Source organism: Aerococcus sp. Group 2 (assembly GCF_905125285.1).
Taxonomy (GTDB): Bacteria; Bacillota; Bacilli; order Lactobacillales; family Aerococcaceae; genus Aerococcus; species Aerococcus urinae_E.
Genome location: NZ_CAJHPA010000007.1, coordinates 44503 through 61170 on the forward strand (window position 1 = coordinate 44503; position 16668 = coordinate 61170).

Annotated in this window: 7 protein-coding genes, 7 tRNA genes and 1 pseudogene; 1 reads left to right on the plus strand and 14 read right to left on the minus strand. The window is 45.5% G+C overall.

What is annotated here, in order from left to right:
* Positions 1-7: 7 nt before the first annotated feature.
* The 10 genes from JFU01_RS08510 to JFU01_RS08555 all read right to left on the minus strand — a co-directional run bounded on the left by JFU01_RS08510 (position 8) and on the right by JFU01_RS08555 (position 4379).
* On the minus strand, positions 8-1636 hold the full coding sequence (locus JFU01_RS08510; RefSeq protein ID WP_195856645.1) for a hypothetical protein: 1629 nt from the start codon (positions 1634-1636) through the stop codon (positions 8-10).
* A complete protein-coding gene (locus JFU01_RS08515; protein WP_195856646.1) occupies positions 1629-2333 on the minus strand; it encodes an ABC transporter ATP-binding protein in 705 nt (234 codons plus the stop codon). Before JFU01_RS08515 ends, JFU01_RS08510 begins: the two co-directional genes overlap by 8 nt.
* A 623-nt stretch (positions 2334-2956) precedes the next feature.
* Entirely contained in the window at positions 2957-3196 is a 240-nt protein-coding gene (locus JFU01_RS08520; protein ID WP_195856647.1) for a DUF739 family protein, read from the minus strand.
* Positions 3197-3708: 512 nt separating this feature from the next.
* A tRNA-Pro gene (locus JFU01_RS08525) sits at positions 3709-3782 on the minus strand.
* A gap of 56 nt (positions 3783-3838) precedes the next feature.
* Positions 3839-3912: transfer RNA gene (locus JFU01_RS08530), tRNA-Pro, on the minus strand.
* Positions 3913-3916: 4 nt separating this feature from the next.
* Positions 3917-3990 (minus strand) — tRNA-Arg (locus JFU01_RS08535).
* A gap of 18 nt (positions 3991-4008) precedes the next feature.
* Positions 4009-4094, minus strand: a tRNA-Leu gene (locus JFU01_RS08540).
* A gap of 29 nt (positions 4095-4123) precedes the next feature.
* Positions 4124-4195 (minus strand) — tRNA-Gly (locus tag JFU01_RS08545).
* Positions 4196-4229: 34 nt separating this feature from the next.
* Positions 4230-4302, minus strand: a tRNA-Lys gene (locus tag JFU01_RS08550).
* Positions 4303-4306: 4 nt separating this feature from the next.
* Positions 4307-4379: transfer RNA gene (locus JFU01_RS08555), tRNA-Val, on the minus strand.
* A gap of 152 nt (positions 4380-4531) precedes the next feature.
* Between JFU01_RS08555 and JFU01_RS08560 the strand changes: the two genes are divergently transcribed.
* Complete coding sequence (locus tag JFU01_RS08560; protein ID WP_195856648.1) at positions 4532-5245, plus strand: prepilin peptidase; 714 nt, start codon at positions 4532-4534, stop codon at positions 5243-5245.
* 61 nt (positions 5246-5306) lie between these two features.
* On the opposite strand, the gene JFU01_RS08565 is transcribed toward JFU01_RS08560, so the two are convergent.
* From JFU01_RS08565 to rpoB, 4 genes and pseudogenes are all read right to left on the minus strand, one after another.
* The gene (locus JFU01_RS08565) at positions 5307-5900 is read right to left on the minus strand and encodes a cob(I)yrinic acid a,c-diamide adenosyltransferase (protein ID WP_195856649.1); all 594 of its coding nucleotides are present in this window, start codon (positions 5898-5900) and stop codon (positions 5307-5309) included.
* A gap of 120 nt (positions 5901-6020) precedes the next feature.
* The gene (locus JFU01_RS08570; protein WP_195856650.1) at positions 6021-8603 is read right to left on the minus strand and encodes a vitamin B12-dependent ribonucleotide reductase; all 2583 of its coding nucleotides are present in this window, start codon (positions 8601-8603) and stop codon (positions 6021-6023) included.
* A gap of 295 nt (positions 8604-8898) precedes the next feature.
* The gene (gene rpoC / locus JFU01_RS08575; protein WP_230086971.1) at positions 8899-12579 is read right to left on the minus strand and encodes a DNA-directed RNA polymerase subunit beta'; all 3681 of its coding nucleotides are present in this window, start codon (positions 12577-12579) and stop codon (positions 8899-8901) included.
* A 366-nt stretch (positions 12580-12945) separates the two neighbouring features.
* Positions 12946-16378, minus strand: a pseudogene (gene rpoB / locus JFU01_RS08580) (DNA-directed RNA polymerase subunit beta); the annotation flags it as partial.
* Between the last annotated feature and the right edge of the window lie 290 nt (positions 16379-16668).

Consider the following 16668-nt stretch of genomic DNA (forward strand, 5'->3'; position numbering starts at 1 on the left):
CAAGGCTCTAACGCAAGACAAAGCGCTTAGGACCGATAAACTTCAACAAGAGATAACCTAAAATAATATAGGCAATAATAAAGAGATAGATTCCTAAAATCACCCGTGGTCCAATTGATTCAGCATTCATAAAGAGCAGGTAGGGAATAAAAATACTCAAGCCCCGAATCAAATTATAGAGGGGGCTCTTGCTCTCCAGGTTAGCGGTAAAAGGCTGGAGCCAGTAATACAAGTAAAGATAGTGAACCGTAAAGAAAACCATCACGACTACTTGGCTAAGCAGTAAAATTCCCAAAGGCAGTAAGCGTTGCCCGCCTAACTGGAAGTAGACCAGGCTAGACCCTAACATTAAGACCAGCAAGGTGGGAAAATTATAACGGAAACAGCGTTTAAAGCGGATGACCATAGCCTCAGCTAAAAGGTCGGGATTGCGGTAATAATTGTTGTGCATCAAGTAGCGGTCCATATTGAAAAAGCAAAAACGGGTAAAGGATTCGCCAATATTCAAAAAGAGGCAGGCATAGATCACCATCACCACCAAGTAGGTCTGATAGGCCTCTTCTAAGTCGGCCTGGCTAATCCCTAGGTCACCATGGAAGAAGAATTGGTAAATAAAGATTCCTCCACTGATTAAGGCAAAGAGGCCAAGAACGATCAGAAAGAGAATCCGGCGTTGCTTGTTCAAGCGGTGGCCCAGCCGGTCAAAGAAGATAGCATTGATATAAGTTATCCCCTTTAAGTGGTCATAGTGGTCGGAAGTAGCAGGAACTTTGATATCTTCTGCTTCCACCTTGACATTGGCGGACTGGGCATTAGTTACGGCCTGGTTAATGTTTCGGATGCTGTTATGGTTGATGCTTGACCGGGCCAGAGCCTGGTACTTGTCAGATTTGGCTAGCCAATGAGCCCCGATCCCTGCCATGACCACTCCAGCGACCGCCGTAAGGGGATGGAAGAGCCAGTTAATCGGTAAGTGGAAGGTAGCAGCTTCTTCCATCAGCGACAAGCCCACAAACAGTCCCCCAGAAACAAAAATCATAGCAATCATCACGATCGTAAAGGGCCGGTTAGGGACTTGGTGCTTGGGATTGACTAGCTTCAGGTAGAGGGCTTGGGCTAAGAGTCGTAAGCCGAGGAAAAAGAGAGTCATATTCATCCCACTAAAAAGGGAGAGGCCCATGGCTTTTAGCGCGATCGTCGCGGCTAGCCCGTAAAAAATCACAAAGTTCAAACCTTCCATAAAAGTCATATTCAAGTAATAGCGTTTGGGGTTCATCTTTAAGTAATAGATACAGAGCCGGTCAAAGGTTTGGTTGGGGTCAATTAACTTGACCCAAAAGGTGGCTAAGACTAAAGAGAAACAGAAGATTGCCAGCAAACGGACAGTATTTTCTTGTCCAGGGTCGCCAATAAAACCGAGGAGAAAGATCGCCCCAAAATAAAAGCTCTTGCCAAAGATTTGCTTAAAAACTTCCCCCACTGTGCCCAACCAAGTGGTCAGACTCTTGACATGCTTGGCTTCAAACCAACGATTGGGAATATGCTTACCGATCAGGGGAAGACGTTGGAGATAGTAGAGGAAGACATTAAATGACCGGGTGGCTTTGAGCCGCTGTAAGAATTGATAGTTAGTCATGGCCCTCATCCTCCACGGTCAAGGCTTCAATGAGGGACTGGTCAAAGTCCTCATCTTCCAGAGCGCTCTCAAAGTGGCGCAACTGGCCTTGGTGTAAAAGCACAATATCATCACAAATATCCTTGGCCAGTTGGATCATGTGGGTGGACATGATCATAATATGATCCTTACCTAAATCAAGGAGCAGGCGCTTAATTTCTAAACTGGAAATCACGTCAATAGCAGTCAGGGGTTCATCGAGGAGGATAATTTTAGGTTTGGAAATCAAAAGGCAAAGAATGGCCAACTTACTCTTCATCCCACTGGAGTAACCCTTGATAATCCGGTGGCGGTCCTCCTGACTAAAGCCCAAGCGATCCAAGTAATCATCGACGGAATAAGCATCCTTGGGGGCATGGATATCCATGTAGAATTTAATGTATTCATAGCCCGTGAGGAAATCAGGTAAATAATTTTCGGCAAAGACCATGCCGATGTCTTCCGGCTCAATGGCTCTTTCTTGGCCATTCTCAACTAATTGAGCTTGGCCACCATCACTTTCTAAGTCTCCATAGAGGATGCGAAAGAGGGTGGTCTTCCCTGACCCGTTCCGGCCTAAGAGTCCGTAGATATGCCCCGCTTCAAAGTTGTAAGTCGCCCCCTTGAGGACTTCTTGATCTTGAAAGCTCTTTTCGATATTTTCTAAGCGCAATTCCATGCTGGTCGCCTCCATTTGTCTATTCAGCCCACGGGCTATCTGCACTGCAAGTATAACAAAGAATGAAAGCGCCTTAAAGTCAAAAAGGCGAGAGTGTGACAGTCACATCAAAGGACGAAATCGCTGGAGAAAACTGGGAAAAGCTCAGTGAGACTGAGCGTTACCAGTTTTTGAAGCGGACGTTCGTCCTGTGACTGGAGCACGTTTGGAGAGAGTGCGAGCTGACGATAAAAAAGTGAAACGCTGGAAGAAATATGCGGTAATCCTTGAAAAGGATTGCCAAATATTTCTGAAGCGGAGTTCACTTTTGTCAGCGAGCAGGTTTGAATAGAGTGCGACAAGCGCAAAAAGAGGGGAGAGCTACGCATACTATATCTGTAACTCGCTTTGCTTCGAACAGCTACAGCAATTGGAAGAAGTTTGCAGTAAATCCTCAAAGAGGATTTGCGAAGACTTCTGAAATGGAGCTCACCTCGCGCTTGGAGCAGGTTTGGTAAGGATGTGAGGAAGGACCACCTTGAAAAAAAGCTGACCACTTGCCCTGGCTTGTAAGAGATTTTGGTTTAAAAATTGTAGACAGAAAAAAGCTGGAACCCTTGTCCCAGCCTCTCTTCGTTTAATAATTAATTTTCATTTGTTTCTGCCTTATTTTCTTTAGGAGTAAAGAAATAACGGCCGATTTCTTCATGGTCGATATCCAATAATTCGCAAGACTTATAAATTTGTGATTGACTAAAAGACAAACCACCATTTAATTTCATGGACATAGTCGGCTCTGACAATTCCATTGCCTTGGAAAAATTCTTAACCGAGCCATAAATCTCAATAATCCTGCCACGTAATTTTCGATAGTCGAATTCCATAAACACACTCCAATCCACATTCACTTGTTAAAACTCATTCAATGACTTTAAGGGATAAGGATCATCGGCAGAAGTTATCCAAACTTCCTGCCAATTATTATGTGGACTTATCCCAAGATTTTCTTAAGCCTCGTCTATTAAGTCTGATAAGGTGCTCTGTCTCAAGCATTCTTAAAGCCCAAGCATCAAAAGCTTGGCTTTAAGCCAAAGTTTGTTTGCCTTTATCAGCTGGTCCACTAATGAGTTCAAGGACCAACATCCCTAAGTCAACCGGGCTTCATTCGCAGTCATTTTAATAAATGAGTGCCCACTCACTTACTATACACTATTCTGTCTAAAAATCTATTAAAAGCCCTTCTAAATTAAGTTAAATTTAACAAATTTATTTTTTTCTTTAATAAATAACATCTTATTGATTTTACCAGAAGTTTCAGGGATTGTGCCAGCAATTTCCTTAAGAAAATAAAAAAAGCGATCCAAAGACCGCTAGAAGGCTTGTTCTTATCAACTTATCGGGAAGACCGGATTCGAACCGACGACCCCTACGTCCCGAACGTAGTGCTCTACCAAGCTGAGCTACTTCCCGTCATCGTAGACTTTTTAAGTAAAATAAAAAGCGCCTTACTGACGCTTTCCATCGAGTCGGGAAAACAGGATTCGAACCTGCGACCCCTTGGTCCCAAACCAAGTGCTCTACCAAGCTGAGCTATTTCCCGGTAATGCACCCAGCAGGATTCGAACCTGCAACCGCCTGATTCGTAGTCAGGTACTCTATCCAGTTGAGCCATGGGTGCTTGATCATTTAAACGGTATGCCGAGGACCGGAATCGAACCGGTACGGTGTTTAACCACCGCGGGATTTTAAGTCCCGTGCGTCTGCCTGTTCCGCCACCCCGGCATATTAATTAATTCAAAGCCATTTGGCTAAGCGGAAGACGGGATTCGAACCCGCGACCCTCACCTTGGCAAGGTGATGTTCTACCACTGAACTACTTCCGCATTTGTAAGTCAATACTAGGTATGCTTACAATAATGATCCGTGGGAGGCTCGAACTCCCGACCCTCTGATTAAAAGTCAGATGCTCTACCAACTGAGCTAACGAATCATAATGGAGAATGAGGGGCTCGAACCCCCGACATTCTGCTTGTAAGGCAGACGCTCTCCCAGCTGAGCTAATTCTCCCTAAACCTTTGTCGTTTGGTCACTGTCTTTATCAGACAACTATTAAATAATACCACTATTCTTTATAAGCGTCAAGTGAATTTGATAAAAAATTTACCTGGTCAGCTAATTTTTTCCCCCTTTGCGGACTAATAAGCTAGGAGGTGTTTACTGTGCGACTTAGCTTAGCTTTTTTCTTTTTTGTGTCCCTAGCTTCTTGTCTGATGGCCTTTAGCCACCGTTACCTGAAAAAACTTCCCTTTCTCTGGGCAAGGTCTCAGTGCGACCAGTGTCAGGTCACTTTGTCAGCTTTAGCCCTTATTCCCCTGGCCGGTTATTTTTTGTCAAGAGGACGATGCTTCCACTGTCAGCGTCCTATCGCCTGGACCTATCCCCTATTTGAAGGGCTTTTTGCCCTCTTGAGTGTTTTCATCTTCGCCCGTTTTTCCGCTAGTCAAGCGGCTTACCTAGTCACTCTCCATAGTCTCCTCTTTATTATGGCCATGACTGACCTGGAGGAAATGTGGGTGCCAGATCGTTTTCAAGTGCTCTTTTTCTTGAGCCTGCTTGCTTACCACGGCCTCTATACTCCGCCTAGTCACTATCCCAGTCTCTTGGTCCATCTGCTGGCCTGTGGGCTGGTCTTAAGCCTGGTGGTTTATTTATTGCCAGGAAGTCTAGGAGGAGCTGATGTTAAAATCTTCCTCAGCCTGGCCCTTTTCTTTCCTCCTCTAAGCTATTCACTTTTTATCTGCCTGGCTTCCGGACTGGCCTTGGTCTATCTTTTAATCTCCGCTTGGCTGAAGCAGCGGTCGCTAAAAGACCCCCTGGCCTTTTTCCCCTTGATCTGGCTGGCCTTTGACTTGACTATAATCTTTTTCTACTAAGTTTTTCCAAATAAAAAGCTGGGACTCTCTCCCAGCTTGATTAATAAAATACGTCTAAAGACTAACTATCTTTAAGGTCAGCCTTGCTTAATTCACTTTCGTCGTGGAAAACCTTGCCACTACGTTCGTAGAGGATGTCTGATAGGCCTACCTTAACATTGGCGAGCCGGGCTACTGCAAAGAAGTAGTCAGATAGGCGGTTAATAAATTTCAAAGCGACGGGACTGGAGCTCTCTTCACGCATGAAGGATACAATGTGACGTTCACAGCGGCGGGTTACGGTTCTCGCATAGTGCAAACGACTAGCTAAACGGCTACCACCGGGTAGGATAAAGGATTCTACCGCAGGGGCTTGAGGATTATAGGTATCAATCCGTTCTTCTAACCAATCAATCGCGGCTTGTTTTAAGCGGTACTCGCCCTTGCCCTCTGGCGTAGCAAAGTCATTCCCACAGTCAAATAAATACTGTTGGATTTGAATCAATTCCTCATTTAGCTCGGGCCATGATTCATTTTCGCTAATGGTCACACCAATCCATGAATTCAATTCGTCAACGCTCCCATAGGCATTGACACGTAAGGAATCTTTAGGAACTTCCTGGCCACCGATAATCCGGGTCGTCCCCTTATCCCCTGTTCGGGTATAAATTTGCATATTAATCACCTCACTTACATTATAAAGTATTTCTCCAATAAATACGATTTAAATGGTGATAAAAAAGCCACTAAGTAGAAACTTAGTGACTTTTTCTCATATATTATTAAAGTTATTTTATTATAAGCCACATTTTAATTGGGCGAAGCAATTGGAGCAGGTGTTACAGCCACCAATTTCTTCGACAATTCCGGTCCGGCAAATTGGGCAGGTATTGCCAAGTTCGCTACCGAAGACCACTTCTTCTTCATTGGCTTCAGCTTGGGCTTGGTCAACTAATTGACGTAATTCTTCACTGTCATCAACGACAACCACATCGTCTTGCTTGTTTTGATCGACTTGAGAATCTTGGTCACTGTCTTCATGTTCATCCTTATTTAAGGTGAGGACTTGAGAATCCCGCGAACCGTCAACATAAACGGTACCACCCTTAGCGCCACCTTCATAAAGTTTTTCATAAACTTCGGCCACTTGGTTAACCGCGTAACCCTTAGGTGCATTAACGGTCTTAGAAATGGAGCTATCGACCCAGCGTTGGATAGTGGTTTGCACATCAACGTGTTCTCTTGGGCTTAGGTCCATGGCAGATACAAAGAAGTCAGGCAGGTTATCAGCATCAGCTTCTGGATGTTTATCCAGGTATTCTTGCACAATATCCGCATTGACTTCAATAAATTTACCTAAACGACCGGTCCGGTAGTATTTAAAGGCAAAGTAAGGTTCTAGCCCGGTAGAGACATTCATCATGGTCCCGGTACTTCCGGTTGGCGCCACGGTGAGTAAGTGGGAATTGCGGATCCCATACTTCAAGACGTCTTCACGGATGCTTTCAGGCATTCTTTGCATGAAACCGGATTGGACAAAGCGTTCTCTTAAAGCTTGGGTTTCTTCTTCACTTTCCCCGATTAAGAATGGGAAGCTGCCCCGTTCTTTAGCGAGTTCGATGGAGGTTTGGTAAGCCGTTACCGCGATGGTTTCAAAGACTTCATCGACTAATTGGTTACCTTCCTTAGAACCATAGCGTTTTTCACAGTAGATTAAGAGGTCAGCCAGACCCATTACCCCTAAACCGATCCGACGTTCACCAAGAGCTTGTTTCTTGTTAGCTTCCAAGAAGTATGGAGTAGCATCGATCACGTTATCTTGCATGCGGATAGCGGTAGCTACAGTTTTTTGTAATTTCTTCTTGTCGAGGCGTTTGTTTTCCTTGTCCGCCATTTGGGCCAGGTTAATGGCACCCAGGTTACATACGGAATAAGGCGCTAGCGGTTGTTCCCCACAAGGGTTAGTTGCCACAACCTTTTGCCCGTAAGCCACTGCATTGGTGTCTTCGTTAGCCCGGTCAATAAAGAAAATCCCTGGTTCTGCCGCATAAGTGGCACAAATGTTGATCAATTGCCATAATTCTTTAGCAGGGAGGGTCCGGTAAGTGGTAATTTCATGACCCATGGCTTCCCACTCACGCACATCGCCAATTTCTTGCCATTGGGTGTCGTAAGCGGTCATTTCTTCTTGGTCATATTTTTCCACCGCTGGGAAGCGGAGGCTCCAGTCCTTACCTTCCTTAACAGCTTCCATAAAGTCGGATGAAATAGCTACCGAAATATTGGCCCCAGTTAAGAAGTCGGGTTCATTGACTTCATAATGGCCACCTAGTTCCAAGTTTTCCTTGGCTTCAGCGTAAGCTGCATCACTAACTTGGCCGCCTTGTTTTTCCTTGAGGTCAACCACCGCTTGGAACATATCAATTTGGGCTGGAGTTGAATAAACAAATTTTAACTTTTCATCGACTAATTGTTTAATGTAGCTGTCCTTGGAGCTTTCCTTGATAAATTGGAGGATGCGTGGGTTTTGCATCTTAGAAATAATGAATTCCAAAATATCTGGATGCCAGTCAGCCAACATGATCATTTGGGCCCCACGACGGCTACCGCCTTGTTCTACCAGGTGAGTTAATTTGGCAATGTCATCTAACCAGGAAACCGCCCCGGAAGACTTCCCGTTAACCCCACGAACCAGGGAGTGACGTGGTCTTAGGGTTGAGCCATTGGTCCCTACACCCCCACCACGGGACATAATTTCCATGACTTCCTTACGGTGGTCAGCAATACCACCCCGGGAGTCAGGCACATAGGGCATAACGTAGCAGTTAAAGTAGGTGACATCGGTTCCGGAACCCGCACCATATAAGACCCTGCCGGCAGGAACAAAGTTACCCTTGGATTCTTCTTGGTAGAAGGCCGCTTCAATCTCTTGGCGGCGGTCTTCATTTTTATCAATGGCTGCTAGGCCATGGGCATTCCGTTTGGCAATTTGTTCATAGTAGATTTCTAAAGGTTTGTCGATTTCATCCAATGGGCGTTTTACCAGGCCAGTTTCCTGTTCTTCTCCCATTAGGGACCCACGATAGGCTTCTTCGACCCAAATGGTTGCGGTCTTGTTCTCAATGGCTTGGACAATCCCGATCCCCCGTCCTGGATATTGCGGGTCAGGGCGGACAGTTAGTACCACTAAGTCACCAGGGGCTAGGGTTTCTTTCATGGTGTCTTTAAAGGAATAACGGTCCAACATGACCATCCGACTGATGCCAGAGAAGGTTTTGTTCATATCTTCTGTCATCGGATAAACTTGAGGGAAGGATTTGATGGCTTGGTTAAGCGCCTCTTTATTCCATTCCACAATATTCTTCATCGCAGTTTCCATAATGAATCTCCTTTATACTTTACTTGTTTGTAGACTTTTCAGCTGCTTTAGCGTGAGTTAAGTTAATGGTCTATCGGCTAAAAATTAGCTGCATTGCTATTATAGGAAAAACTTAAGCAGAAAGCAAGCTAAAAAATCAATATATAGTATCAATTAAAAAGCAACAACACTATATATAGTGTTGTTGCTTTGCTTGAAGCGGTTAAAGCCCAGTCCCATGGCCTTGGGCAAAAAGAGAGGCGCATATCTTGTAGTCGGATATGCGCCTATCCTCTTTTAATGGGATCTACCTTAATTAAGGCATACCGCTATAGTTTTCATCGATTGGTTTGGTAATTGTCGCAATTTCGGCTGGATTTTCGTTGTCGGATGGCTCATGGGCCGGCACTTCAACAACTTGTTCCACACCTAATTTTTCTGGTTCCATGTGACGGTAGCGACCGACACCAGTACCAGCAGGAATTATCTTACCAATAATGACGTTTTCTTTCAATCCAAGTAACTCGTCCCGTTTACCGCTAATGGCAGCGTCAGTGAGGACCTTGGTAGTTTCTTGGAAGGATGCGGCAGATAGGAAGGACTTGGTTTCCAAGGCTGCCTTGGTAATTCCTAGGAGGACTGGTTGACAGGTAGCTGGTTGTTGGCCAGTCTTAATGATTTCCTCATTGGCATCTTCAAATTCACCAATGTCCATTAAATGGCCTGGCAACAAGTCAGAAGCGCCTGGATCTAAGACTCTTACCTTACGCATCATTTGACGTAGGAGGACTTCCACGTGCTTGTCGTTAATGTCCACCCCTTGTTGACGGTAAACCCGTTGGATTTCCGCTAACATGTAGTTTTCTACGGTGAGGGAATTAGTGATCCGGAGCAATTCTTTGGGATCAATGGACCCTTCTGTTAATTGGGCACCACGTTCAATCAAGTCACCTTCACTAACCTTCATACGAGCAGTGTAAGGCACCTTGTATTCCCGTTCGTCAGTTTCCCCTTTGACGGTAACCGTCTTGGTCCGGGTTTCTTCTTCAATATCAATGGCCACGACTTCCCCGGTCACTTCAGTAATCACCGCTTGCCCTTTCGGATGACGGGCTTCAACGATTTCTTGAACACGAGGCAAACCTTGGGTAATGTCATCCCCGGCAACCCCACCGGTATGGAAGGTACGCATGGTCAACTGGGTACCAGGTTCCCCAATGGATTGGGCAGCCACGATACCAACTGCTTCACCGACTTCGACTTCGCCATTGGTTGCTAGGTCAGAACCGTAGCAGTACTTACATACCCCATGGCGGGTCCGGCAGGTAAAGGCAGAACGAATGGTAACATGTTTGAGGTCAGCAGCTTCAATTTTAGCTGCGGTTTCTGGTGAAACCAGCTCATTATGGTGAGCGAGAACTTCACCGGTTTTTGGATCACGAACCGTTTTTTGGATATAACGACCAGTCAGACGTTCAGCCAGGCTTTCGATCATTTCGTTTCCTTCTTTGATGGCTGAAACGGTTAAGCCACGGTCGGTTCCACAATCATTTTCACGGATAATCACGTCTTGGGCCACGTCAACCAGACGACGAGTTAGGTAACCAGAGTCGGCCGTCTTCAAGGCGGTATCGGTCATCCCTTTACGTGCCCCGTGAGTGGAGATAAACATTTCTTGAACCGATAGCCCTTCACGGAAGTTAGAAGTAACTGGCAGTTCAATAATCTTACCACTTGGTCCCGCCATCAAACCACGCATCCCCGCTAATTGGGTAAAGTTGGAGATGTTACCACGAGCACCAGAGTCCATCATGATAAAGAATGGGTTGTCTGGAGACAGACTGTGTTTCAATTCGTCTTCAATGTCGTTTTTAACATCATTCCAAGTGCTGATGACTTGGTCATAGCGTTCGTCATCGGTAATTAAACCACGACGGTATTGCTTCATGATATTGTCAACGCGTTTGTGCCCCTTGTCCACGTGTTGGTCCTTGGCATCTAAAACGGTAATATCAGCAATCCCAACGGTAATCCCTGACTTGGTGGAGTAGTAGTAACCAAGAGCCTTCAAGCGGTCTAAGAATTGGGAGGTTTCAGTAACCTTCAAGCGCTTGAAGATGGCGGCGATAATTTCTTCTAAGTAGCCCTTCTTAAATGGCGCCGTGGTCTCTAATTGAGCAATCGCTTTTTCGGTATCTTCCCCAGGGTTGACGAAGAAACGATCAGCGGTTTGACCATTTAAGTTTTCTGATGTGGGCTCATTAATATAAGCAAAATCAGCCGGCATGATCTCATTAAAGAACAATTTACCAATAGAAGTAATCATTAATTGTTCTTTTTGTTGGTCGGTCCATGCATATTTAGGAAAGTGTTTCGGACTAATTACCACCCGAGTATGCAATTGAGCCGCCCCATTAGTATAAGCAATATGGGCTTCGCTGAGTGAGGAAATCTTCATCCCTTCCCCAGTCATCCCGGCTTCTTCTTGAGTCAAGTAGTAGTTTCCTAAGACCATGTCTTGGGATGGGGTAACCACTGGTTGACCATCTTTAGGGTTTAGGATGTGGGAAGCGGCCAGCATTAAGATACGAGCTTCAGCTTGGGCTTCTTCTCCTAAAGGTAAGTGGACCGCCATTTGGTCCCCGTCAAAGTCGGCATTATAAGCTTCACAGGCTAAGGGGTGAAGACGGATAGCCTTCCCTTCAACCAAGACTGGTTCAAAGGCTTGAATCCCCAAACGGTGGAGGGTAGGTGCCCGGTTAAGTAGTACCGGGTGTTCACGCATGATCTCTCCGAGAGGTTCCCAAACAGCATCATCCTTACGTTCAATCATCCGTTTAGCATGTTTAGCATTGGTGGCAATTTCACGGTCCACCAATTCCCGAATCAAGAATGGTTTAAAGAGTTCTAGAGCCATTTCTTTAGGCAGACCACATTGGTAGAACTTCAAGTGTGGTCCAATGGCAATAACGGAACGTCCAGAGTAGTCCACCCGTTTCCCTAAGAGGTTTTGACGGAAACGACCTTGCTTCCCTTTCAACATATGGGAGAGGGACTTCAATGGGCGGTTACCCGGTCCAGTCACAGGACGGCCGCGACGACCATTATCGACTAAGGCATCAACGGCTTCTTGGAGCATCCGTTTTTCATTTTGAACAATAATATTTGGTGCATTGAGGTCTAATAAACGTTTTAGACGGTTATTCCGGTTAATCACCCGGCGGTAGAGGTCGTTTAAGTCACTGGTTGCGAAACGGCCCCCATCCAGTTGCACCATAGGACGGAGTTCAGGTGGGATCACAGGGATCACATCAAGAACCATCCATTCCGGTTTATTGCCGGATTTTCTAAAGGCATCCATGATGTCTAAGCGACGAATGGCCCGGGTCCGTTTTTGACCCTTGGCAGTCCGTAATTCTTCTTTTAATTCTGCACATTCGCTATCAAGGTCTACGCGGCGTAGAAGTTCCTTAATGGCTTCAGCACCGATGCCTGCTTGGAAACGGTCACCATATTCTGCCTTATACTCCCGGTATTCCCGTTCAGAAAGCAATTGCTTAGGAGCTAAAGGTGTATCACCACCGTCAATAACCACGTGAGAAGCAAAATAAATCACTTCTTCTAAAGACCGTGGGCTCATATCTAAAATCAGGCCCATCCGACTAGGAATACCTTTAAAGTACCAAATGTGGGTAACTGGTGAAGCTAATTCCAAGTGGCCCATCCGTTCACGACGGACTTTGGCCTTGGTTACTTCAACCCCACAACGGTCACATACCACACCCGCATAACGGATCCGTTTATATTTTCCACAAGCACATTCGTAGTCCTTGGTTGGCCCAAAAATACGTTCACAGAAAAGGCCGTCTTTTTCTGGTTTTAAGGTACGGTAGTTGATTGTTTCCGGTTTCTTGACTTCACCATAGGACCAGGAACGGATCTTATCTGGTGAGGCTAAACCAATTTTTATACTTTCAAATTTATTTACATCGACCAAGAGGTCAACCTCCCTCATTAATCACTGAAACTGCTAAGAGCTAGAGCAAATTGACATTATACTTTGGTGTGACTGTCACACTTTATTCAAACGTGTTCCAAGCGCGAGGTGAGCTCCATTTCAGAAGTCCTTGCAAATCCTCTTTGAGGATTTACTGCGTACTTCTTCCAATGGTCTCCCCTCTTTTTGCGCTTGTCACACTCTATTCATTTGCTTGTTTTTTGGCGATGATTTCTTCGTCATTGCCTTCGCTTTGTTTTTCTTCTTGGTTCTTATCCTTGTCTTCATCTTCTTGTTCTTGGTTTTCTTTGTGATCACGACGGGTGACTTGGACTGGGTCTTCATCACGTAAGTCAAGTTCCTTGTCACTTTCATCGAGGACTTGGATGTCTAAACCTAGGGATTGTAACTCTTTGACGAGCACGCGGAAGGATTCCGGCACACTTGGTTTAGGAATGGGGTCACCTTTTACGATAGCTTCGTAGGTTTGCACCCGGCCCACCACGTCGTCAGATTTATAGGTAAGGATTTCTTGTAGGGTGTAAGCAGCACCGTAAGCTTCCAGTGCCCAAACTTCCATTTCCCCGAAACGTTGTCCCCCAAATTGCGCTTTACCACCTAGTGGTTGTTGGGTAACTAGGGAGTAAGGTCCAATAGAACGGGCATGAAGCTTGTCATCGACCATGTGGGAGAGTTTCAAGTAGTACATAACCCCTACAGAAACGCGGTTATCAAAAGGTTCACCGGTCCGACCGTCGTAAAGCACGGTCTTAGCATCTTCAGCCATGCCGGCTTCTTTAACGGTTTCCCAAATGTCTTCATCTTGGGCCCCGTCAAATACAGGTGTTGCCACGTGGATACCTAAGTTCCGGGCAGCCATCCCTAAGTGAAGTTCTAACACCTGTCCGATATTCATCCGGGAAGGCACCCCTAATGGGTTCAAGCAGATATCGACTGGGGTACCATCTGGTAAGTAAGGCATGTCTTCTTCTGGTAAAACAATGGAGACAACCCCTTTGTTACCGTGACGACCAGCCATTTTATCCCCAACTTGGATCTTCCGTTTTTGGATAATGTAAACCCGAACCATCATGGAAACACCAGGTTTGAGTTCGTCACCATTTTCCCGGTGGAAGACTTTGACGTCATTAACGATACCGCCACCACCATGAGGCACCCGTAAGGAAGTATCACGGACTTCACGGGCTTTTTCACCAAAGATGGCATGGAGGAGGTGTTCTTCAGGACTGAGTTCAGTCACACCTTTAGGGGTTACCTTACCCACTAAGATGTCGCCATCAGTGACTTCAGCACCGATGCGGATAATCCCGTTTTCATCGAGGTTACGGAGGGCATCTTCACCCACATTAGGAATTTCCCGGGTGATTTCTTCTGGCCCTAATTTGGTGTCACGAGCTTCAGATTCCAATTCGTCAATATGGATCGAGGTGTAGACGTCTTCTTTCACCAAACGTTCGGAAAGCACAACCGCGTCTTCATAGTTATAACCATCCCAGGTCATGAAGGCGATGATTGGGTTTTGCCCGAGGGCTAATTCCCCACCTTCCATAGAAGGTCCGTTGGCGAGAATTTCGTCCTTATCAACTTGGTCACCTTTACGTACCAATGGGGTTTGGTTATAGCAGGAGCTGGCGTTAGACCGGTAGAATTTCACTAATTCATACTTATCTAAGGCGCCTTCTTCAGTCCGGACACGGATTTCACGAGCGTCGACATAGTCCACCACACCGGCCCGCTTACAGGTCACTGCAGCCCCAGAGTCATGGGCAGCCTTATATTCCATCCCGGTCCCTACTAAAGGTGCATGAGGGTTTAAGAGCGGCACTGCTTGCCGTTGCATGTTGGCCCCCATCAAGGCCCGGTTGGAGTCGTCGTTTTCCAAGAAAGGAATACATGCTGTTGCGACAGAAACCACCTGTTTAGGGGAAACGTCCATGTAGTCGACTTCTTCTGGAGAAACTTCAATATTTTCTTCAATCTTACGTGCCATAATGGTATCGGTGGCAAAAGAACCATCTTCATTTAAAGGCGTGTTCCCTTGAGCGATAACAAAACGGTCTTCTTCATCCGCCGTTAGGTAGTCAATCTTATCGGTAACCTTGTGGGTATTCCAGTCTACCCGACGGTATGGGGTTTCAATGAAACCAAAGTCATTAATCTTAGCATAGGTCGCCAAGGAGTTGATCAGCCCAATGTTAGGTCCTTCAGGGGTTTCAATTGGACACATCCGACCATAGTGGGAGTAGTGAACGTCACGGACTTCGTAACCGGCACGGTCTCGGGTCAAACCACCAGGTCCCAAGGCTGATAGACGACGTTTGTGCGTCAACTCAGAAAGCGGGTTGTTTTGGTCCATGAATTGGGATAATTGGGAGGACCCAAAGAATTCACGAATCGAAGCCACCACTGGGCGGATATTGATCAATTGTTGAGGGGTAACTGTATCGATGTCTTGGATAGACATTCTCTCTCTTACCACCCGTTCCATCCGGCTTAAACCGATCCGGAGTTGGTTTTGTAATAATTCACCCACAGAACGGATCCGACGGTTACCCAAGTGGTCGATGTCGTCGGTAGTTCCTAAGCCTTCATAGAGGTTCAAGAAATAGTTCATTGCGGTTAAGACGTCAGCAACGGTTAGAGACTTGTAGTCGGAATTTTGCATGGCGTTACCGATCACATGAATCACACGTTCTGGGTCCTTAGGTGCCACAATCTTAATTAATTGGATGTCAACTGGATCAGTAATCACCGCGTCATCATTTGGATAAACGGTCACTAAACCGAGGCCATTATCTAACTTGTCACTAATGTCATCTAAGACTTCACGGGTGAAGACGGTCCCTGCTTCCAGGACAATTTCACCAGTCTCATTATCGACTAAGTTTTCTGCCAGGGTTTGTTTATATAGACGGGATTTTAAGTCTAATTTTTTGTTGATCTTGTAGCGTCCAACAGCAGCCAAGTCATAACGACGTGGGTCGAAGAAACGCGTATTTAATAAGTTACGGGAGGATTCAGCGGTTTTTGGTTCACCAGGACGGAGGCGCTCATAAATATCTTTTAAGGCTTCTTCAGTCCGGGAGTCCGATGGGTTTTTGTGGACATCTTTTTCTAGGGTTAAACTCAGGGTTTCACTGTCACCAAAGAGTTCACGGATTTGGTCATCAGACCCAAAACCTAGAGCCCGCATTAACACAGTCATTTGTAGCTTACGGGTCCGGTCAATCCGCACATAGGAAATGTCCTTAGCATCGGTTTCCATTTCTAACCAGGCGCCCCGGTTAGGAATCACGGTAGCTCCATAAGAAAGTTTCCCATTTTTGTCTACTTTATCATTGTAGTAGACCCCTGGGGAACGGACCAATTGCGAAACAATAACCCGTTCAGAACCGTTAATAATGAAGGTCCCACTATCAGTCATCAATGGGAAGTCCCCAAAGAAAACTTCTTGGTCCTTAATTTCACCGGTTTCGCTATTGATTAAACGCAATTTAACATACATTGGCGCCGCATAGTTAGTGTCTTGTTGACGCGATTCAGACATATCATATTTAGGTTCTTGGAAGGAATAGTCCACGAACTCTAAGGCTAATTTGCCTCCGTGGTCTTCAATCGGTGAAATATCACTAAACATTTCCCGAATTCCCTTATCCAATAACCAACGATAAGATTCGGTTTGAATCTCAATCAAGTTTGGCAACTCGAGCACTTCATTGATGCGCGAGTAAGAACGCCGTACGCGGTGTTTGCCGTATTCAACATTATGTCCTGCCATGAATGAGTAGCCACCTCTCCAAAAAGTAAATCTTTTAGCCTGCAATTATTAAGAAACTATTAAGAAATGATTAAAATTAGATAAAATCGCTTCTTTTTACCCGTTTTTGGGCAAAAAAAAGACAAAAGACTCAAGGCCATGCCTACTTCTTTTGTTTTATCCCATCAAAGCCTACGGACAATATTTCGTACACTTCTTCTATTTAATAATCAATCATTATTCATAATACTAGCTATTTAATTCTTTGTCAAGAAGTTTTTTCTTAAAGGATGATTCTTTAATGGCTTCTT

Excerpts from the sequence above, each read along its gene's own strand:
- JFU01_RS08510 (WP_195856645.1), bottom strand. The coding sequence starts at position 1,636 with ATGACTAACTATCAATTCTTACAGCGGCTCAAAGCCACCCGGTCATTT.
- JFU01_RS08515 (WP_195856646.1), bottom strand. The coding sequence starts at position 2,333 with ATGGAATTGCGCTTAGAAAATATCGAAAAGAGCTTTCAAGATCAAGAA.
- JFU01_RS08520 (WP_195856647.1), bottom strand. The coding sequence starts at position 3,196 with ATGGAATTCGACTATCGAAAATTACGTGGCAGGATTATTGAGATTTAT.
- JFU01_RS08565 (WP_195856649.1), bottom strand. The coding sequence starts at position 5,900 with ATGCAAATTTATACCCGAACAGGGGATAAGGGGACGACCCGGATTATC.
- JFU01_RS08570 (WP_195856650.1), bottom strand. The coding sequence starts at position 8,603 with ATGGAAACTGCGATGAAGAATATTGTGGAATGGAATAAAGAGGCGCTT.